Origin of the sequence: Paenibacillus provencensis (assembly GCF_042678545.1) — a bacterium.
Taxonomy (GTDB): Bacteria; Bacillota; Bacilli; order Paenibacillales; family Paenibacillaceae; genus Paenibacillus; species Paenibacillus provencensis.
On record NZ_JBHTKX010000004.1, the window covers coordinates 43146 to 61104 of the forward strand.

A 17959-nucleotide genomic window follows, 5' to 3' on the forward strand; every position below is an offset into this window, starting at 1 on the left:
TGAGATCATTATAAAAAAGCACCTGCCATAAGCAGGTGCTTTTAATGTTTAATTTTCATGCATTGTATGCTGAAGGGTTTGAGTGAAAATTTGTTCAATATGAGTATCATCTAATGAATAAAAAACAGTCTTTCCCTCTTTCCGGCGCTTAACGATTCTCATATTTCGTAAATAACGCAGCTGGTGAGAAATCGCGGACTGTCCCATTTCAAGAAGAACAGTTAGATCATGAACACATAATTCTCTCTGTAATAAAGCATGAATTATTTTAACTCGTGTAGGGTCACTAAATGCCTTAAACCAGTCTGCCACTTGAACTGCTACATGTTCTTCAATCATCTCAGTCCTTACTTGTTTATAATCATCTTGAGAGCCAAGACATGTAGTATCACAATCTTCAATAAGGGGGGCTTTTTGTTCCATCTTATAAATCACCTTCCTATTCACCATTACTACTTATTTTATAGTAAAGGTCTAAAAAACGAAAGGATTACGATTAAGAGAGTATATTACCTGAAATAAAATTTATGAATATAGTTAACTATTCTTATGATTAACAATATGATCAACAATTCTCTGAGCATCATACTTACCCCATCCAACCAGTGCAGATCCTCTACATGTCTGCCATGGTAAACCAACGAAATAAAGTCCCTCGACTACGGATATCCCTTCTGAGTGTTCAATTTTCCCTTCTTGAAATGCCTCGTTAATATCTATCCATTGATCGTCACGTTTAAAACCAGTAGCCCAAATAACATTATCAATATGTATTGGAGTTTCTTCGTTCTCAAAATAAACCTGATCTTCATGTATATTATTGGTTCTCAGATGCAGTTTAATTTTATCTTGCTTTATTAGTAATTCTAATTCTTTCCCATAGATCTGCTCAGGTTGTTTGTATAACCATTTACCTAAAGTACTCTTTCGATGAGCTGTTAAGAAGCCTAATTTGTTAAAATACCAGAAGATACTCCTTCCTAGTATATGTAAAGGTTTATAATTTATATTTCCACTCGCAGAGAGGTGCACTTCATAGTTTGAAGCTAATTCGCATGCTATTTGAGCTCCGGAATTTCCAGCACCTACAACGAGTACAACACCTTTCTTAAGCTGCTTCTCGTTTTTATATATTGAGGAATGCAATTGTATTACTGAATCGCTAAGAGCTTGGTTGAATAACGGAATATGCGGCTTTTGGAAAGGGCCTGTAGCTACAATTACATTTTTAGAGATGAATTCTCCTTGAGTTGTAATGAGCTTGAATGTGCCCTCCTCCTTCTTTAAAGATAGAACTCGTGTATTTTCTTGAATAGGGAACTCTAAACATTGAGCATAATCTCTTAAATAATTCGCCAGTTCATCCTTATGAGGCAACCCTTGAGAATCACCTACTAAATCCATACCTGGCAAGCTGCTATACATTCTAGGTGTAAATAGATGCAAGGAGTCATAACGACTTCTCCAAGAATCTCCAATCTCCTTTTGACTATCTAAGATTAAAAAATTGATTGCATTTTGTTTTAGATAGTAGGCTGATACTAGTCCTGCTTGTCCTCCGCCAATAATAATAACATCATACATCATTTTGGGAATTCCCTCCTAATTTGGTGATGTATATAAATTATCATATGAGCAAATATTCATCAATTGATCATATACGAATTTCCTCATATAAAGAAACAAGTTCTATAACTTGTTTCTTTATGCTTTACTATGAATGATTTTAAAAAAGCACCTTACTTTGTCTTGGTCAGTATTAATAATAATGAAATGAAGGTAAAGGCGATCAGTGCAAGAAAAGGGATTGTAATAAAATTTAGCCAGTCAATATACTGTATATTACATGGTACACCGCTCGTACACGGTTTAATAGATGCAAAACCAGGAAGCTTTTGCTGTAAATAATGAAACAAGGATATACATGCTCCAAGGATTGATAAAGGAAGCACATATTTTTTTATATTTCTATCGTTATAAAATGCAGAAATCCCTAAAAGAATACTTAACGGATACATAAGTATTCTTTGATACCAACACAGTTCACAGGGTATAAATCCTCTTATCTCACTAAAGTATAGACTTCCTAACGTTGCAGTCACAGCAACAATCCAAGCCAAGTATAATGTTTGGTCTCGTAACACCACGATAACCCTCCCCGGTTACTCCTTAAGTTGAGCGTTTATTAAAGTAGATATCTCATCATAATCAAAAGGATTCGATACCATAACATTATTTATCATAATTGTAGGGGTTTGTTGTACGTTATACTTAAGCACTAGTTCATTATCTACATTAACTTGTTCCTCTATTTGCATACTTCCCATATCATTCTCTAGTTTTTGAAGATCAATTGTCGGTGTAAATTGCTTAGCAAGCTCCAAGACTTTCTCTAATGTTAACCAAAGCTCATCATGTTGCTCTGTTTGTGGTTGTGCATTAAATAACTCTTTGTGGAATGTCCAATACGCTTTTGGATCTTGTATCCGAATAGCTTCCGCAGCTAGAGCTCCGGTCCTTGACTCTTCTTCATGAAAAAGAACATTTATATAAGAAAATGAAGCTTTATCTGTTTCGATAAAGTCTTTTGTAATTCTTGGCATAATATCCTCCCCCCATGCCTTACATGACGGACATTTAAAATCACCAAACTCAACAATTGATACTTTAGATTCTTTGTTTCCCAAAGTGGGCTGATTATTTACTGAAGGTGCATCATCAAATACCTTTTCCGTATTTTCCGATTGTTTTGTGGATTGATTTATCAGAACCAATGCCACTAATAGGATAATAATAATTGAAGTGAAGATAACCAAATTTTTTGATAATTGCTTTGTACTCTTCATTGTTCACCTCGAGATGATTATTTAATTGCTATTTGATTTGGGTTACTGTTTGATTGTTCATGCTCATTGATTTTTATGTGATTTACTATTAGTTATTTTGTAAATTCAGTAACTTCAATTGGATCATCATGCTTCTCCTTTCGATACCATTTAGTTGTTATGATAGCAAGTGCTACAACGAAAGCAGCTTCTTGCGTCATCTTCATGATGATCCCACCCAATTGTTGATCATCTATTGGACTCAGTAGTGAAAATAGCTGAGGTGAATTCAAATATGGTTTATAAAGTACATTGTCAGCAAAAATAATAACAACACATGCTGGATAGAGGAGCACTGCATTAGCTGCAATATAACCTAACTTCTTAACATTGGAGAGTATATCTAGTTCTGGGATTGGACAAACAAGAGACCACCACATCTGAAAAGAAGTAACGATTAAAAAGGTATGGTATAGGATTCCAAGGAGAGGGAATTCCATCACCATATTAAATATAACTGGAAAATGATATAAGGAGAATCCGAAATTAAATAAAAACATAGCTAGTACAGGCTGATTCCATAATTTTTCGAACTTTTTGAAGAACTTAGTCCTGAGTAAAGGGCGTAACAACCAAGCCGGAGTACCCAAATAAAAGAATAGCGGCATTACAAAATATAATAAAGCTTGCTTAAGCATGTGAGCACTAAATAACATATGATGACTAAGCGCATTAATTGGACTTCCGACAGCAAAATAAAATGTTGCTAATCCTGATAAAAACAATATAATTTGTCTCAATTCCACAGGTTCACTATGATCAAAACGATTACGGAATTTTCTTATAGATAGAATGTAAACCACTGATAATAAGACTGTTATTACAATAACAATTGGTCTCCACATTTCTGAAAAATCAAAATGTTCTAGAACCATTTCGTTCATCGCTAATAACCCCTCTAAGATCCATATTAGAAAAAACACTACATTGAGTAGTATAATATAAAATTAGAGAATTTGGTAAAGAAAATTTCTATAGCAAATTTATATGCACAAGTTCAATTTAGAAAAGGCAATTCTGTGTTATATAAAGCCCCCCTGATTCTTAAATGTATTGTTAGAAGGACCTTTTTTGGTTAATAAATTGCATCAAATGAACACAGGAAAACTCATAAGTGGCTATGGGTTATCGTAATTATTGGCCTGCTTGCATAAGAGCATTTATTTGTTAATAATTGCAACAATAGGACAACTATCTATGGTAGGCACGTTCGCTCATATTCAGACGCCATTACAACTGTCATTTGCTCGAGGTTTACTAGACTAGCACTTGGTTTAATCATTGGAACGCTTGGTTTAATAGCTTGGCAATATTTATTGAGGTTTTATATAAGACGGATTGTAATATGAAGTGCGACACTTACTGGAAATAAATAAAAAAGGGCCCATGGCCGGATTCGTGTAGAATGAAAGTTCCTACACCCACATTCACACAAGGAGAATCCACCATGAGCTACACACATCTTAGCATAATTGAGCGCAGCAAGCTAGAAATCCTCCACCAGCAAGGAATGAGTGCAAGATCCATTGCTAAGGAACTGGGAAGACATCCAGCAACCATTTGCCGCGAAATTCGCAGGCAAAATTCAGTGTCGTACCAAGCGGAACAGGCCCAGCATGCTTACGAAGAGCGCCGCAAAGCTTGTGTGTCCAAAGGGAAATGGACAACGGAACAAGCGGCGGTCATCGAAGCGAAGCTTCAGGCTACCTGGTCCCCTGAGCAGATCGTGGAGCGGTTGCGTCAGGAGGGACAAGCGATCGTATGTTTTAAGACAATTTATCGCTGGCTGTATATGGGCCTTTTAGTGAAAGGGACCCTCACTGTCCTTCGGCACAAGGGAAAGCGTCAGAAGCCTGCAGAAACCCGAGGTACGTTCCCGATAGGCAAGCGGATCTCTCAGCGTCCTAAAGAGGTTCGATCACGGGAAACGTTTGGTCATTGGGAATTAGATACCGTCGTTTCGGGCCGTGGAAAAAGCAAGGGCTGCGTGGCCACGTTCATTGAACGTAAAACTCGATTGTACAACGCAATACAGATGCCTGATCGCACCGCACTGTCGATAGAGATTGCCTTTGGTGTAGCCGCTTCGCAGTACCCCACTGCAGCCTTCCAGACCGCTACCGCCGACCGTGGTAAGGAATTTGCCTGTTATGCAAACCTCGAAGCCACACATGGAGTGAAGGTCTATTTTGCTGACCCGTATTCCTCTTGGCAACGTGGCTCCAATGAAAACGCAAATGGGCTCTTGCGCGAGTTCTTCCCTAAAGGCACGGATTTTGCTCAAATCACTGACGAATCGCTCGAGCAAGCAATAGATTTAATCAATCACCGACCACGGAAATGCTTGGGATGGAAAACGGCTCACGAATCTTTTTCAGAGGAACTGTCGCACTTGGCTTGACAATCTGTCATAAAAAAATAAGCGCTAAACACCTAGAATTAATAAAATACGTGAAAAGAGACCCCACAAATATCGAAATTTGGAAAAAGTATATCAGTATGTACATTTGGTTGATTTCTACCTACTGAGTTTTAACATTAAAAGATCATTGAACATAAAAATAAAAAACGGCATTTGCCGTTTTTTATTTTTATATGTTCCCCACACAATCGGAGGATTAAAACTACGATAGATTTTTTTCCTGCAACCGCATCTGCTCACATTTTAGTTAGCTCTGGGGAGCGTATTTTCTTGAAAAATGAATTCCGCTACCAGCATAAAAATGTCCAAACAACTCATAATACCCTTGTTCTAACTCTGATGAATTAACCTCTGCAGCATAAACTCCGCTTCCCTCATATTCACCTGGTATCCAGGTGGGACCTCCATTTTTACGAATCTCAAACATAAACCACGAATCCTGTGTAGTCGTCATGGCGTCATTTAATGTTGCTGTCACCCGCACATTCTGTTTTTCATCTGTTTGCGCTTCAGATATAGCGATACTGATAGTGGATGCTTTATTATCTAAACCATCTGAGCTGCAGCCTGCGAGAATATAAGTGGTTAACACTAAACCGACGATATATATTATTGCTTTCTTCATTTTTACCTCCCTAATCTGAGTGCAATATCGATTCACGATACTGCCTAAACTTCTTAAAAATACACCTTCTTCTTATATAATTTTGGAGGTTGCGATTACAACCGATGCGTTTCTTTTCCCTTATTTCCCTCCATTTTATGTGGAAACAAAACAAATAATAGTCTAGGTTAATAAACTACACTATTATATACTACAATTCGTAGTTTAATTAAAAAATCGAAATTGTTCAAACTATTGACCAAAACTCACAGCAAAAAATATAGAGCTTATCTCATTCAATCGCTTGTTAACTCCACTTTCATCAATCTAATCCCCAGAGTATATAATCAATTGATCTAACTCCACAACTGAAAAAACAGCCGGTCTGACCGACTGTCTTCAAAATATTAAAATTTGAATCTGTTTAAAGTGTTGTGATTATTGTTTAGTGAGGATGTGCTAACTCCTCTTTTACTTCACAAAAAATAGATTTATCATGCTGATGTGCTCTTGTCTCAAGTTGAATCGTGACGTGCATGATTCCCTTATGTTCAAGCAAGTATTCAATTTTACGTAACATTCTCTCACTTTCTGCGATGGTTAGCTGATCATCCACAACAGCATGGCAGGAAAGTGCATTTAGTCCACTAGTTATGGTCCAAATGTGCAAATCATGTATGCTTTGAATTCCTTCTGTTTTTTCAATCGTCTGAACCACATCATCAACGTTAACATTACTCGGTGTTCCTTCCATTAAAATATGAACTGCATCTTTAGTAACGTAATATCCACTTCTTAAAACAAGAATCGCAACAATGACACTCGCCAATGGATCTGCCCACCCCCAACCAAAGAACATAATGAGTAGAGCAGCAACAATTGCACCTACAGATCCCATCATATCACTTAGTACATGTAAAAATGCTCCTCTCATGTTCAGATTTCCTTTTGTATCACCGCCACGCATCATTATCCATGCAACTAAAATGTTAACCAATAATCCAATCACACTAATTATCAGCATTCCGGTTGTAGCAACTTCCGGAGGATTTGCAAAACGCTCAATTGCTTCATAAAAAATAAACAACGCAATTAAAATGAGTGTAGTACCATTCAACACAGCTGCTAAAATTTCAAAGCGTCGATACCCATAGGTCTTACTTCGACTCGCTACTTTTTGACCAAAAATAAAGGCAAGTAATGCGATTGCTAAAGAGATCGAATCGCTTAACATATGACCTGCATCAGACAAAAGTGCAAGACTATTTGTAATAAAACCTCCGATAGCTTCAATAATCATGTAACATGTAATCAAAAGAAATGATATCCATAACACTTTTTTATTTGAACCATGTGTGTGGTTATGATCGTGGTTATGTGACAATTCAAATTCCTCCTTATTATGTATAGAAACTTAAACTCACTTTATATTGAGCCTGCTCAATTGCTGTTTGAGCATATTCATATGATATTATGTCCTTTCTTCTGAATTTGACTAATTGTCACTAATGATGTAATTCCATTCTTTACTCCCCTCATGAACAACTCTTTTAGACAGCATTCATTTCCATCTTTACAAATATTAAAATAATTTACTTAAAACATATGAATATATGTTCATGTATAAGTAGTATATTCTTATATTCGAACGAAAGTCAATAAAATAGTTAACTAAAATTATGCTCTTTGAGAGGCTAAAGTGATAAGTGCGTTTTAAGATTCATTTATCAGGTTTGCTACCCCTTTGAGTTTTTCATTAATGATTACGTATAAATCTTTCTTTTGTCATTTTTTACTCCGCGTTTACGTACTGCTTGGTTTTTTTTTACAGTCGAATGATAATCTTCATATTACTGAACAGATGAATGAAGTTTCATACATTCATCTTTAAGGATAAGAGGAGGAATTATCGTGAAATTATCAAAGAAAGCCATTCCGGCAGCAGCACTGAGTCTAGCCTTTGCCGCTTCTACAATCTTATCTGCCGGACAAGCAAATGCAGTACAAGCTGTCAGCGTAGAGAAAAAACTGATCAAAAATATCATCTTCCTTATTGGTGACGGCATGGGAACTTCCTATACTTCCGCTTACCGCTATATGAAGGATGATCCTTCTACAAAGGTTATGGAGAGAACCGTATTTGATCCTTATCTTGTCGGAACTCAAATGACATATCCGGATGACGACACTCAAAACGTGACTGACTCCGCTTCCGCGGCAACCGCAATGTCCGCTGGCGTTAAGACTTATAACGCTGCTATTGCTGTCGATAATGACCAAACGGAAGTCAAAACCGTATTGGAGCAGGCAAAGGAAAACGGAAAATCGACTGGGCTTGTTGCTACCTCGGAGATCACTCATGCCACACCGGCTGCATTCGGCGCACATGACATCAGCAGGAAGAACATGGACGCTATCGCAGATGATTACTACGATGAATTAATCAATGGCGAGCATAAGCTTGATGTCCTATTAGGTGGAGGAAAATCCAATTTTGTACGTGAGGATCGTGACCTGACGAATGAATTCCAGAAAGCTGGTTTCAGCTATGTGACTGATCGCAGTGCCCTGATCGCAGATTCAAATGAACAGATTCTCGGACTTTTTGCTGACGGAGGAATGGACAAGATGATTGATCGTACTAGTGAAACACCTTCGCTGGCCGAAATGACAAATTCAGCGATTGATCGTCTGAGCACAAACGAAAATGGGTTTTTCCTAATGGTTGAAGGAAGCCAGATTGACTGGGCAGGCCATGATAATGACATCGTTGGCTCTATGAGCGAAATGGAGGATTTTGCAGGAGCATTCCAGGCAGCTATTGATTTTGCCAAAGAAGACGGTGAAACTCTTGTTGTAGCAACAGCTGACCATTCCACTGGCGGACTCACGCTCGGGAAAGACGGAGAATATAATTTCTTCGTGGATCCGATCAAAGCTGCAGTGCGCACTCCAGACTTCATGGCAGCTCAAATTGCTGAAGGTGCTTCTGTAGAAGAAACGCTGAAGAACTATCTCCAGCTTGAGCTGACAGCTGAAGAAATTCAATCTGTAAAAGATGCAGCAAAAGACGCAGATGTAACGGCGATCGACAATGCCATCGAAGCTATTATCAACAACCGTTCTTTCACTGGCTGGACAACAGGCGGACATACAGGAGAAGACGTGCCAGTTTATGCTTACGGTCCTGGAAGCCATCGCTTCTCAGGCCTGATCGACAATACAAATAATGCAGAAATCATCTTTGATATTTTAAAGAAACATAAGTAATCAAATTCTCAATAGCAGCCCTTTCTCTTCTTTCCGTAAGGAATCAGAGAGGGGGCTTTTTTGCATTATAAAAAGATGTCGCCTCGTACCTTTGTATAAAAAATGGCCTCTTCTGAAATTCATTTTGAATGCAACATTTAAACTTAAAAGTTGTTTATTAATTGTAATCCAATTTATCCAATATAACGAGTAAGTTACATACCTAAGCTCTAATAATACAGCTTATGAACTTGTTTGCTTGTAGTAACTTTAAACACACGAAATTAGCGATAACCGTTCTAAAAACCCTTAAACAAGGAGGTGAATGATATGATGAAGAAAGTCATTATTGCAGGTTCTGTACTTGCAGGTGTTTTATTCGGTACTTTTCTAGTTACTGTAATCATGCCAAACCAGGAACCAGTGCATTATCTAACTGGTGAGTACGCATTTGATACACGAGATAAAAAACAACTCGTAGGTTGGCCAGACAACGTATTTATTGGAACAGTTGTTAAAAGGATAAGCAGATGACTGATTCTCTAAGTCCCATCACTTTCTATGACGTTAATGTCCTTGAATCAATTAAAGGTAGTAAAGACAGTAGATCAAGAACACTGAAAATTAGCCACAGAGTTGGGTATGATGAAGAGCAAGGAGCCATACTTTACTATGGAAGGCGACGTAGAGACGCTAAACACAGACGCCAAGTATTTATTTGTAACGAAATATGATGAAGCAACTCAAATTCATAGAGTCGTTTCAGTGGAATGCATTATCTTATTAGAAACACCTGAAGAAGAAAAGAAAGTTAAGGAAGGGTTTATAATTGCTGCTCAGAATCAGGTGGAGCCTAATTATGCCGGTAAAGAATAGTTAGTTGATCTTATGCATTAATAAAGAAACCCACAACATTTTGTTGTGGGATATTGGACTGTCAACAGTAAATCAGACAACTTTTTTAAGGGCTACAGCTTTGTACTGAACTGGTGTCATGTAACCTAATGAGCCATGAACTCGGTGTCTGTTGAACCAGTTCACATAATCATATAATTCCACGTTTAGATGGTGGAGACTTTGGAAATTCATTTGATTAATGAACTCCGTTTTCATTACTTTGTAGGTGGCCTCAGCAACAGCGTTGTCGTAAGGACAGCCTTTCATGCTCAGCGAACGACCAATATTAAAGGTCCTCAACAACGCATCCATGGTTTGGTTTTTAAACTCACTTCCACGATCTGTATAAAACCATTGAATGTCGTTTAAATCGCCTTCTACTGTGGCAAAGGCGCGAGAAACCAGAGCAGCGTCCTTATGTGGACCCGCACTGTGACCAATGATTTCTCTGTTGAATAAGTCGATCAGAACACAAATATAATGCCACTTGTGCTGAACTTTCACATACGTAAGATCGCTGACTACAAAGCGTTTTAGCTCCTTTTGTTCAAACTCACGTTTCAACACATTAGCTGTTTTTGCATCGTTACAAGCCGTTTTATGCGGCTTATACTGGGCGATTGTATATGTGGACACAACCTTTCATAATGCGTCCAATTCGGCGCCTAGAAACCATATAACCTTGCTCCTTGAGTTTCATTTTTATCTTCCGTGTCCCATAGACTTTGCGGTTGTTTTGAAAGATCTCAACAATAGCTTCCGTAAGGGTACTTTCACCTTCGTTTTCTTTCTCACTCGCTTCATAGTAAAAAGTGCTTTTAGCGATTTGCAGGACTTTACACATTGCTGATACCGAGTATTTATCACTATTTTGTTTAATGATCTTTACTTTCGTCCCATGATCAGCGCAGCTTGCTTTAAAATGTCATTTTCCATTCGAAGTTGCTTAAGTTCTTTGCGAAGCGCAATGAGTTCATTCTCTTCTGCCGTTCGGTTATCCTTTTCAGTAAAGGAACCCGAGGTGTTGGCTTGTTTAATCCAGCGATCCAGCACAGATGGGCTAAGCTCATATTCTTTCGCAATAGCTGCTCTTGATTTCCCGTTTTCATATAACTGAACCATTTGTCTCTTGAATTCTGCTGTAAATGTACGTCTTTCTCTTGGCATAGTAGATCCGCTCCTAATTGTGATGATTTCATTCTACTAGCCCCTAATTTTTCTGTCCAACTAAGTGTAGCCTATCCATATCTGTTTCCTGCTCCTTAAAGTGCCTTCTTACCTTGAATTATATACTTAAGTATTTTTTCTGCATTATATTTAACCCAACCTATTAGTGCAGAACCTCAAGATATTTGCCACGGCAGTCCCACAAAGTATAGTCCATTAACTCGTGATACCCCTTCTTTATGTAAGATTATACCTTGTGAATTAATACTTTTTAATATCGATCCAATGGTCATTTCTCTTAAATCCAGTAGCCCAAATAATATTATCTACTTGCAGTTCACTGCCATCCTCATAAATGATACAGTTATCTATTGCGTTTAATGCACGAGGATATGCTTTGACTGTTCCTCTTCTTATTAAATCTCTTAGTTCGTATCCATAAACGTATTTAGGTTGATTTCGTAACCATTTGCATAGAAAAACCCCTCTTTATTCGTGAAGTGCACCCCTTAGAATGGACACTGGAAAAACCCCTGGCTTTAGCCGATGAAATTTCTAGGGGGTGCATTTTTGTATGGCGATTAAAGGTCAAAAGTTTAAGACATATTCTGAGGATCTCAAGTTAGAAGCTGTTCGTTTGCACGTAGAAGAAAAGTGGACCTATCAACAAATTAACAAACATTTGGGAATTCAAGATGAGGGGCGGATGAAGCGATGGATGCGTAAGTACCGCGAGCAGGGTGAATTTGGTCTGTTAGATCAACGAGGTAGGCGTAAGGAATATATAGACCAAGAGCGATACGTTCAACAATTGAAACGGGAAAATGCAATGCTAAAAAAGTGTTTGAAAATCTGGATGCAGGAGGAAAAGAGAAAAGGTTCAAACTTATCGAACAAACGGCGGACATCGGTCAAGTCGTAAAACAATGTCAACTTCTTGGCGTCTCTAAAAGTGGTTACTACGCTTACTTGAAGCGTAAAAAAGTAGACCGAGATGCCGAGGCTAAACGAATTATCCGTAAAGTGTACACACGATATGAAGGAAAGTATGGATATCGACAGCTACAGTTATTCTTGTGGCAAGACGAGGGGATTTGGATGAACCATAAGAGGGTACTACGTCTGATGCAACAGCTTGGCCTTCAAGCCAGCATTCGCCGGAAACGTCGATTTAACATGACATATAAGGCTGCCGAACGTGTAGCTGAGAATCTGCTTCAAAGAAAATTCACTGCCGAAAAACCAAACCAGAAGTGGGTGACCGATGTGACTCAATACCGGGTTGGCGAGCGTTGGCTCTATCTTTCAGCTGTGAAAGATCTGTTTAATAACGAGATTGTGGCCTACGAACTTAGTCAACGGAATGACAATGATTTGGTGCTTCAAACCTTTGCTAAAGCGTTCTCTAAGCAAAAAAACGTGACTGAATTGATCGTTCACAGCGACCAAGGATTTCAGTACACGTCTCATGCCTACCACGACATGCTGCCAAAGGTTGACGCCCAAATCAGCATGTCTCGCCGGGGCAATTGTCTAGACAACGCCTCTATGGAGAGTTTCTTCTCGCATTTCAAAACGGAAGGACTCTACCCTTATGATATACGAAATATGCTAGAGGCACAAAGAAGAATTGAAAAGTATATCCATTTTTACAACAAAAGACGGCCACAGCGTAAATTAAACAAACTGACGCCGATAGAATTTCGACGTCAGTTTGGATAGGTGTTTTTTTCAATGTCCACTAAATGGGGTCTTGACCATTCGAGAGGTGAGTGGTTTTTCATCTTTATTAGGTAGACCATTCTTATCACCATTAAGCCCCATTCCCGGTAAACCATCATACATTCTTGGCGTGAAGAGATGCGTATAGTTTACGCCACGATCCCCCTATTAAAGAAGCAGCATCAATAATTAAATAGCTTAACCCAGATTGTTTGAGATAATAACCTGTAGCCAAACCAGCTTGTAGCAACTATTACTAATACATTGTACATATGTTAGCCCCCTTAACGAATTTTATAACAATCAAATAATCATTTGATTGAGTAATTGTAATATGATACCCTAATAATAATCAAACGGATATTTGATTGAATGGAGGGTATAACATGAAAGATAGCTGTGAAATTTATTGTTATGATGAACCAAAAGTTCGTAAGGTACAAAATGCTTTACAACAACAAAACATTCAGACAATGGCAAAGATGTTTAAAGCACTCTCAGATGAAACACGATTGAAAATTGCATTTGCTTTATGCGAAGAAGAAGAACTTTGCGTATGTGACGTGGCAAATATTACTGGAGCCTCTTTGGCTACTGCATCGCATCATCTGCGAACACTAAAACAACTTGGTTTGGCAAAATACCGAAAAGAAGGAAAACTGGCCTTCTATTCGTTGGAAGATGATCATGTACGTCAATTAGTTCAACTAGCCTCAATAAATAGCAAGGAGTTGATGAGTCATGCAACAACTTGAGGAAGATAGCAATGAAAAACAAATTTACCGTGTACAGGGTTTTACTTGTACTAATTGTGCAGGTAAATTTGAGAACAATGTAAGAAGTATTCCTGGTGTATCGGATGCAAAGGTTAACTTTGGGGCAGCTAAAATTACCGTTTATGGAAATGCTACCGTGGAAGAGTTAGAAAAGGCCGGTTCGTTTGAAAACCTAAAGGTTTCGCCTGAAAAACAAAGAATCGTTGAAAAGAAGGAACCATTTTGGAAAGAAAATTGGAACGTCATTCTTTCTGTTTTACTTATGGCTGTCGGTTATCTTCTCTCTGCTCGCTATGGTGAAGAGGCGTTAGTTCCTGCTTTAACATTCGGTGCGGCAATAATTGTTGGCGGTTATGATTTATTCTTAAAAGGAATTAAGAATTTATCCCGGTTGCAGTTTGACATGAACACACTCATGACAGTCGCTATAATTGGTGCAGCTGCTATCGGTGAATGGGGCGAAGGTGCGGTCGTTGTAGTACTTTTTGCAATAAGCGAAGCTCTGGAACGTTACTCAATGCAAAAGGCACGTCAATCCATTCGTTCCCTTATGGATATTGCCCCTAAAGAAGCTTTAATTCGACGAGGGTCTTTAGAAATAGCAGTAAATGTAGATGATATACAGGTTGGAGATGTAATGATCGTCAAGCCAGGACAAAAGTTGGCTATGGATGGGATTGTCATTAAAGGTACTTCCACATTGAATCAAGCGGCAATCACGGGTGAATCGGTTCCTGTAGCTAAAACAATTGATGATGAAGTATTTGCAGGTACTTTAAATGAAGAAGGCCTACTCGAAGTTAGAGTTACCAAGCGGGTTGAAGATACAACCATATCTAAGATTATTCATCTTGTTGAAGAAGCACAAGCTGAACGAGCTCCTTCCCAAGCGTTTGTGGACCGTTTCGCTAAGTATTACACACCTGCGATAATGGCAATAGCTCTGGGTATCGCCATCGTCCCACCACTGTTTGGTGCTGACTGGGGAGATTGGATATATCGTGGTTTATCGCTCCTTGTAGTAGGATGTCCTTGTGCTTTGGTTATTTCTACTCCTATTTCAATTGTCACCGCAATCGGCAACGCTGCCAAGAATGGCGTTCTGATCAAGGGTGGAATTCACCTGGAAGAGGCCGGACGCATTCAAGCTGTAGCCTTTGACAAAACCGGCACCTTAACTAAAGGGTTTCCAGAAGTAACGGACATCGCCATATTTAACGGGCAGATTGAAAGTGAAATATTATCGATTGCTGCTTTGATTGAGAAAGGTTCACAACATCCGCTTGCATCTGCAATTGTTCGGAAAGCGGAACAGTTTGGTGCTGATCTTTCGCATTCTGTTGATGACTTTCAATCCATTACAGGTAAGGGTGTAAAAGCTTCAATTGATGGCCAGCTATACTTTATTGGGAGTCCTAATCTGTTAGAAGAATTTCACTCAAATATTATAGAAACGGCACACAAGCAAATTAGCACGCTGCAGACTCAAGGTAAAACTGTTATGGTATTGGGTACAAAACAAGAAGTAATTGCCTTGATTGCAGTGGCCGATGCCGTTCGTGATTCCAGTAAATCAGTCATAGAAGAGCTGCATTCTATCGGGGTTAGAAAAACGATTATGCTTACTGGGGATAACCAAGCCACAGCTAGAGCTATTGGAAGCCAGTTAGGCGTAGCCGAGGTCAAGGCAGAGCTATTACCCCAAGACAAGCTTAATTACATTAAAGAACTACGGAAAAGCTATTCTCATGTAGCGATGGTTGGTGACGGAGTAAATGATGCACCTGCACTTGCTGCTTCCACCGTAGGCATTGCTATGGGCGGCGCAGGTACTGATACAGCTCTGGAAACAGCCGACATTGCTTTAATGGCAGATGATTTAAGAAAACTCCCGTACACAATTCGTTTAAGTAAAAAAACTCTTGCGATTATTAAACAAAACGTAGCATTTTCTTTAGGAATTAAGTTGTTTGCATTAGTGCTTATTGTACCAGGATGGCTCACCTTATGGCTTGCTATTCTTGCGGACATGGGAGCAACACTGATTGTAATTCTAAACAGTCTCAGACTTCTAAAAATAAAAAAGAAAAACAAAAATAGACCGTCATGAAAGGCGGTCTTTTTTGTTTCTACTATACTTCTTACACATTATAATCCTACATATTTTAATTTTCACTTAAGAGAAATTTCAATCTTCTGTAGTTGCTGAAAAATAAATCTTATTTGAATCTTTTCGAAAATCAGACGGTGTAATCTGAGTCTTGGCTTTGAAAACTTTAGAGAAATGAGAAAGACTTGTGTAGCCAAGTCTAAAACTGATATGAGTCACGCTTCTAGAACTAGTCGATAGCAGCTTTTTACCCTCTTCTATACGAGTATGATGTAAAAATTGTAAGGGTGTAGAACCAGTAACAGTTTTAAATGTGCGATGTAGGTGATGGGGGGTTATAGACAAGTGTTGATGCCTCGTTCATATCAGCTTAATGAATTATCGTCCATGTTCTCCATCCGTCAACCGGTAGAAGTTCTTGTCCTCGACAGCTTGTTTCAGTACCAATAATTCGCTTTATGAATACCTAACCGCCTCTATTCGCCTCTCTTCTAAGAAGTTGTTCCATAACGATGTGAAAACTGTCCTGCATTATGCTGCTTATTGAGGTTTTAATACATCGATTATCACTTAGATAATCATCTAATCGGCAATCGGATCAAGTTCTTGTCCTTTTCGGTAATCGGTACAAGTTCTTGTCCTTAGCTTGGGACAAGAACTTGTACCGATAAAATAAAAAAGCCGCTAAAATAGCGACTTTCAATGGGCATATGTTCTTGTCCTTCGACATTTTCATTTCCGTGATTTCTGCTTTTCACTGGCTGCCGAAACAGCCGATTAAAGACTGGGTCATAGTCTTTTGTTTCAAGGGCTTTCTTTCAGGATTCGTTGATTCTTTCGTTGTCGCCGAGGATCTAGTTTCCTACCCAATTCGATTGTTACCAGATGTATTTGAGATCCACATCGTCTTTGATTTAATGGTCTTTCCCATTCTTTGTGTATATTTCAATCAAACGTCCGTACACTCTCGCCTTCCAGTCATCATTTTGCAGTCCATTCTATATAGCGTTCCGATTTCTCTTTTTGAGTGGTGGGCTGAAGTGAACACTGAACTAATTAATCACCACAAATGGTGGAACATTTTCCACTCTTTCTTGTTTATGGTCCTGACCTTTTTACTTGTACGAGCTTTTATCGCGCTCTTTAGAAAATACTCGGATCCGTAACTATTCTTCATCGGAAGAATACGATGATCGAGATAAGAAAGAGATCAGAGCATGATCATATTCAACTGCGTGCTTTCCAATCCATATGAGGTGGCCCCACGAATCAAGAATAAACAGTTCTGATTGGGGGATCATTGTTTTTGCGATTTGAGGATGACTAATTGCTACTGAATTGTCGTTTTTGGAATGCATGATAAGCGTTGGTGCTTGGATAGTTTTCATTTCCGATGAATATTCACATTGCGTTTGTTCGAGATCGATTAAGAATCCCGAGTACGAACGCTGTCGGTTATTCATTTTTCGGAATTCTTCTAGGTAGTGATTGTCAAGCCGTTTTTGGACTTCCGAATATGAAAGCTTTGAAAATGAAGTTGACATCATTCTGAAAGTCAATTTAGGTAATAGGTTATTCAGTGTTGAAACTAACTTCCATGTTCTTTTTTCTGTTACGGTGTTGAATATACGCCTAGCAAACTTGAATTCCTTATCGTCTGGAGTAAGCCAAGGTTTTGTTACGGCACACTGAAGCGTAAAACTGATGACCCGATCAGGAAACATGGAGCAGAACACAATTCCAGTAGGCCCTCCTGCCGATACAGCAATTACATGAACTTTTCTTATAGCTAGATAATCTAATAACTCATTATACATATGACAAGCTTGCTTTAAATCCGAAACCTCTGAAGTTCTGCCGTACCCTGCACGGGAGGGTGTAATAATAGAATACCCCGAATCTAGAAGTATCTTATAACCAAATTCCTCATGACAGTTTGAATGTCCTCCATGAAACAACAAGATTGGTAAGCCTGTACCTGTTATTGAAAATTCTAGGGTGATATCTCCGATTTTGAGCAAGTTAACTTCCCGGCACATGATAAAACACCTTCCCCATATTTTCTGGTCACATGATAAATTCGTGTCTTTCTAAAAAAAGCAAAAAGAGCCCGCTGTGTGCAGGCTC

General features: G+C 38.7%; 19 protein-coding genes and 2 pseudogenes. 10 read left to right on the top strand and 11 right to left on the bottom strand.

Annotation, left to right across the window (positions count from 1 at the left end):
• Nucleotides 1-48: 48 nt before the first annotated feature.
• From ACFQ3J_RS20735 to ACFQ3J_RS20755, 5 genes are all read right to left on the bottom strand, one after another.
• On the bottom strand, nucleotides 49-423 hold the full coding sequence (locus ACFQ3J_RS20735) for an ArsR/SmtB family transcription factor (RefSeq protein WP_379293814.1): 375 nt from the start codon (nucleotides 421-423) through the stop codon (nucleotides 49-51).
• Between the two features lie 114 nt (nucleotides 424-537).
• Nucleotides 538-1584 (bottom strand): flavin-containing monooxygenase, encoded by a 1047-nt coding sequence (locus ACFQ3J_RS20740; protein WP_379294000.1) that lies wholly within the window; start codon nucleotides 1582-1584, stop codon nucleotides 538-540.
• A gap of 155 nt (nucleotides 1585-1739) precedes the next feature.
• A complete protein-coding gene (locus tag ACFQ3J_RS20745) occupies nucleotides 1740-2144 on the bottom strand; it encodes a disulfide oxidoreductase (RefSeq protein ID WP_379293815.1) in 405 nt (134 codons plus the stop codon).
• An 18-nt stretch (nucleotides 2145-2162) separates the two neighbouring features.
• The gene (locus tag ACFQ3J_RS20750; protein WP_379293816.1) at nucleotides 2163-2846 is read right to left on the bottom strand and encodes a DsbA family protein; all 684 of its coding nucleotides are present in this window, start codon (nucleotides 2844-2846) and stop codon (nucleotides 2163-2165) included.
• A gap of 92 nt (nucleotides 2847-2938) precedes the next feature.
• The gene (locus ACFQ3J_RS20755) at nucleotides 2939-3769 is read right to left on the bottom strand and encodes a cytochrome c oxidase assembly protein (RefSeq protein WP_379293818.1); all 831 of its coding nucleotides are present in this window, start codon (nucleotides 3767-3769) and stop codon (nucleotides 2939-2941) included.
• Nucleotides 3770-4082: 313 nt separating this feature from the next.
• Between ACFQ3J_RS20755 and ACFQ3J_RS20760 the strand changes: the two genes are divergently transcribed.
• Both ACFQ3J_RS20760 and ACFQ3J_RS20765 read left to right on the top strand, forming a co-directional pair.
• Entirely contained in the window at nucleotides 4083-4151 is a 69-nt protein-coding gene (locus ACFQ3J_RS20760; protein WP_379294002.1) for a hypothetical protein, read from the top strand.
• A 181-nt stretch (nucleotides 4152-4332) separates the two neighbouring features.
• Nucleotides 4333-5286 (top strand): IS30 family transposase, encoded by a 954-nt coding sequence (locus ACFQ3J_RS20765; RefSeq protein ID WP_379293820.1) that lies wholly within the window; start codon nucleotides 4333-4335, stop codon nucleotides 5284-5286.
• 268 nt (nucleotides 5287-5554) lie between these two features.
• Here ACFQ3J_RS20765 and ACFQ3J_RS20770 read toward each other — a convergent pair whose 3' ends face one another.
• Nucleotides 5555-5932, bottom strand: coding sequence for a hypothetical protein (locus tag ACFQ3J_RS20770; protein ID WP_379293822.1), 378 nt, complete (start codon nucleotides 5930-5932; stop codon nucleotides 5555-5557).
• Between the two features lie 424 nt (nucleotides 5933-6356).
• Nucleotides 6357-7295 (bottom strand): cation diffusion facilitator family transporter, encoded by a 939-nt coding sequence (locus ACFQ3J_RS20775; RefSeq protein ID WP_379293824.1) that lies wholly within the window; start codon nucleotides 7293-7295, stop codon nucleotides 6357-6359.
• Nucleotides 7296-7885: 590 nt separating this feature from the next.
• Here ACFQ3J_RS20775 and ACFQ3J_RS20780 point away from each other — a divergent pair.
• From ACFQ3J_RS20780 to ACFQ3J_RS20790, 3 genes are all read left to right on the top strand, one after another.
• A complete protein-coding gene (locus tag ACFQ3J_RS20780; RefSeq protein WP_379294004.1) occupies nucleotides 7886-9181 on the top strand; it encodes an alkaline phosphatase in 1296 nt (431 codons plus the stop codon).
• 309 nt (nucleotides 9182-9490) lie between these two features.
• Nucleotides 9491-9694, top strand: coding sequence for a hypothetical protein (locus ACFQ3J_RS20785; RefSeq protein WP_379293826.1), 204 nt, complete (start codon nucleotides 9491-9493; stop codon nucleotides 9692-9694).
• Between the two features lie 138 nt (nucleotides 9695-9832).
• Nucleotides 9833-10036 carry a hypothetical protein gene (locus ACFQ3J_RS20790; protein WP_379293828.1) on the top strand — a complete coding sequence of 68 codons (204 nt, stop codon included), beginning with the start codon at nucleotides 9833-9835 and terminating at the stop codon, nucleotides 10034-10036.
• 72 nt (nucleotides 10037-10108) lie between these two features.
• Here the strand turns inward: ACFQ3J_RS20790 and ACFQ3J_RS20795 are convergent.
• Nucleotides 10109-11224, bottom strand: a pseudogene (locus ACFQ3J_RS20795) (IS3 family transposase).
• A gap of 574 nt (nucleotides 11225-11798) precedes the next feature.
• Here ACFQ3J_RS20795 and ACFQ3J_RS20800 point away from each other — a divergent pair.
• Nucleotides 11799-12146, top strand: coding sequence for a transposase (locus ACFQ3J_RS20800; RefSeq protein ID WP_379293830.1), 348 nt, complete (start codon nucleotides 11799-11801; stop codon nucleotides 12144-12146).
• Entirely contained in the window at nucleotides 12065-12946 is an 882-nt protein-coding gene (locus ACFQ3J_RS20805) for an IS3 family transposase (protein ID WP_379293832.1), read from the top strand. Before ACFQ3J_RS20800 ends, ACFQ3J_RS20805 begins: the two co-directional genes overlap by 82 nt.
• A 57-nt stretch (nucleotides 12947-13003) precedes the next feature.
• Here the strand turns inward: ACFQ3J_RS20805 and ACFQ3J_RS20810 are convergent.
• A pseudogene (locus ACFQ3J_RS20810) lies at nucleotides 13004-13196 on the bottom strand (oxidoreductase); the annotation flags it as partial.
• A gap of 136 nt (nucleotides 13197-13332) precedes the next feature.
• Between ACFQ3J_RS20810 and ACFQ3J_RS20815 the strand changes: the two are divergent.
• Complete coding sequence (locus ACFQ3J_RS20815; protein ID WP_379293834.1) at nucleotides 13333-13701, top strand: ArsR/SmtB family transcription factor; 369 nt, start codon at nucleotides 13333-13335, stop codon at nucleotides 13699-13701.
• Nucleotides 13688-15832, top strand: coding sequence for a heavy metal translocating P-type ATPase (locus ACFQ3J_RS20820; protein ID WP_379293836.1), 2145 nt, complete (start codon nucleotides 13688-13690; stop codon nucleotides 15830-15832). The genes ACFQ3J_RS20815 and ACFQ3J_RS20820 overlap by 14 nt, the downstream gene beginning before the upstream one ends.
• Nucleotides 15833-15910: 78 nt before the next feature.
• Here the strand turns inward: ACFQ3J_RS20820 and ACFQ3J_RS20825 are convergent, their stop codons facing one another.
• On the bottom strand, nucleotides 15911-16177 hold the full coding sequence (locus ACFQ3J_RS20825; RefSeq protein WP_379293838.1) for a helix-turn-helix transcriptional regulator: 267 nt from the start codon (nucleotides 16175-16177) through the stop codon (nucleotides 15911-15913).
• A gap of 365 nt (nucleotides 16178-16542) precedes the next feature.
• Between ACFQ3J_RS20825 and ACFQ3J_RS20830 the strand changes: the two genes are divergently transcribed.
• Complete coding sequence (locus ACFQ3J_RS20830) at nucleotides 16543-16998, top strand: CBO0543 family protein (RefSeq protein WP_379293840.1); 456 nt, start codon at nucleotides 16543-16545, stop codon at nucleotides 16996-16998.
• Here the strand turns inward: ACFQ3J_RS20830 and ACFQ3J_RS20835 are convergent, their stop codons facing one another.
• Nucleotides 16999-17871, bottom strand: coding sequence for an alpha/beta fold hydrolase (locus ACFQ3J_RS20835; protein ID WP_379293842.1), 873 nt, complete (start codon nucleotides 17869-17871; stop codon nucleotides 16999-17001).
• Nucleotides 17872-17959: the final 88 nt, after the last annotated feature.

Bases quoted from the DNA above. Each gene is read 5' to 3' on its own strand.
- ACFQ3J_RS20735 (WP_379293814.1), bottom strand. From the start codon at position 423: ATGGAACAAAAAGCCCCCCTTATTGAAGATTGTGATACTACATGTCTT.
- ACFQ3J_RS20740 (WP_379294000.1), bottom strand. From the start codon at position 1,584: ATGTATGATGTTATTATTATTGGCGGAGGACAAGCAGGACTAGTATCA.
- ACFQ3J_RS20750 (WP_379293816.1), bottom strand. From the start codon at position 2,846: ATGAAGAGTACAAAGCAATTATCAAAAAATTTGGTTATCTTCACTTCA.
- ACFQ3J_RS20755 (WP_379293818.1), bottom strand. From the start codon at position 3,769: ATGAACGAAATGGTTCTAGAACATTTTGATTTTTCAGAAATGTGGAGA.
- ACFQ3J_RS20765 (WP_379293820.1), top strand. From the start codon at position 4,333: ATGAGCTACACACATCTTAGCATAATTGAGCGCAGCAAGCTAGAAATC.
- ACFQ3J_RS20770 (WP_379293822.1), bottom strand. From the start codon at position 5,932: ATGAAGAAAGCAATAATATATATCGTCGGTTTAGTGTTAACCACTTAT.
- ACFQ3J_RS20785 (WP_379293826.1), top strand. From the start codon at position 9,491: ATGATGAAGAAAGTCATTATTGCAGGTTCTGTACTTGCAGGTGTTTTA.
- ACFQ3J_RS20790 (WP_379293828.1), top strand. From the start codon at position 9,833: ATGGAAGGCGACGTAGAGACGCTAAACACAGACGCCAAGTATTTATTT.
- ACFQ3J_RS20800 (WP_379293830.1), top strand. From the start codon at position 11,799: ATGGCGATTAAAGGTCAAAAGTTTAAGACATATTCTGAGGATCTCAAG.
- ACFQ3J_RS20815 (WP_379293834.1), top strand. From the start codon at position 13,333: ATGAAAGATAGCTGTGAAATTTATTGTTATGATGAACCAAAAGTTCGT.
- ACFQ3J_RS20820 (WP_379293836.1), top strand. From the start codon at position 13,688: ATGCAACAACTTGAGGAAGATAGCAATGAAAAACAAATTTACCGTGTA.
- ACFQ3J_RS20830 (WP_379293840.1), top strand. From the start codon at position 16,543: ATGTTCTTGTCCTTCGACATTTTCATTTCCGTGATTTCTGCTTTTCAC.
- ACFQ3J_RS20835 (WP_379293842.1), bottom strand. From the start codon at position 17,871: ATGTGCCGGGAAGTTAACTTGCTCAAAATCGGAGATATCACCCTAGAA.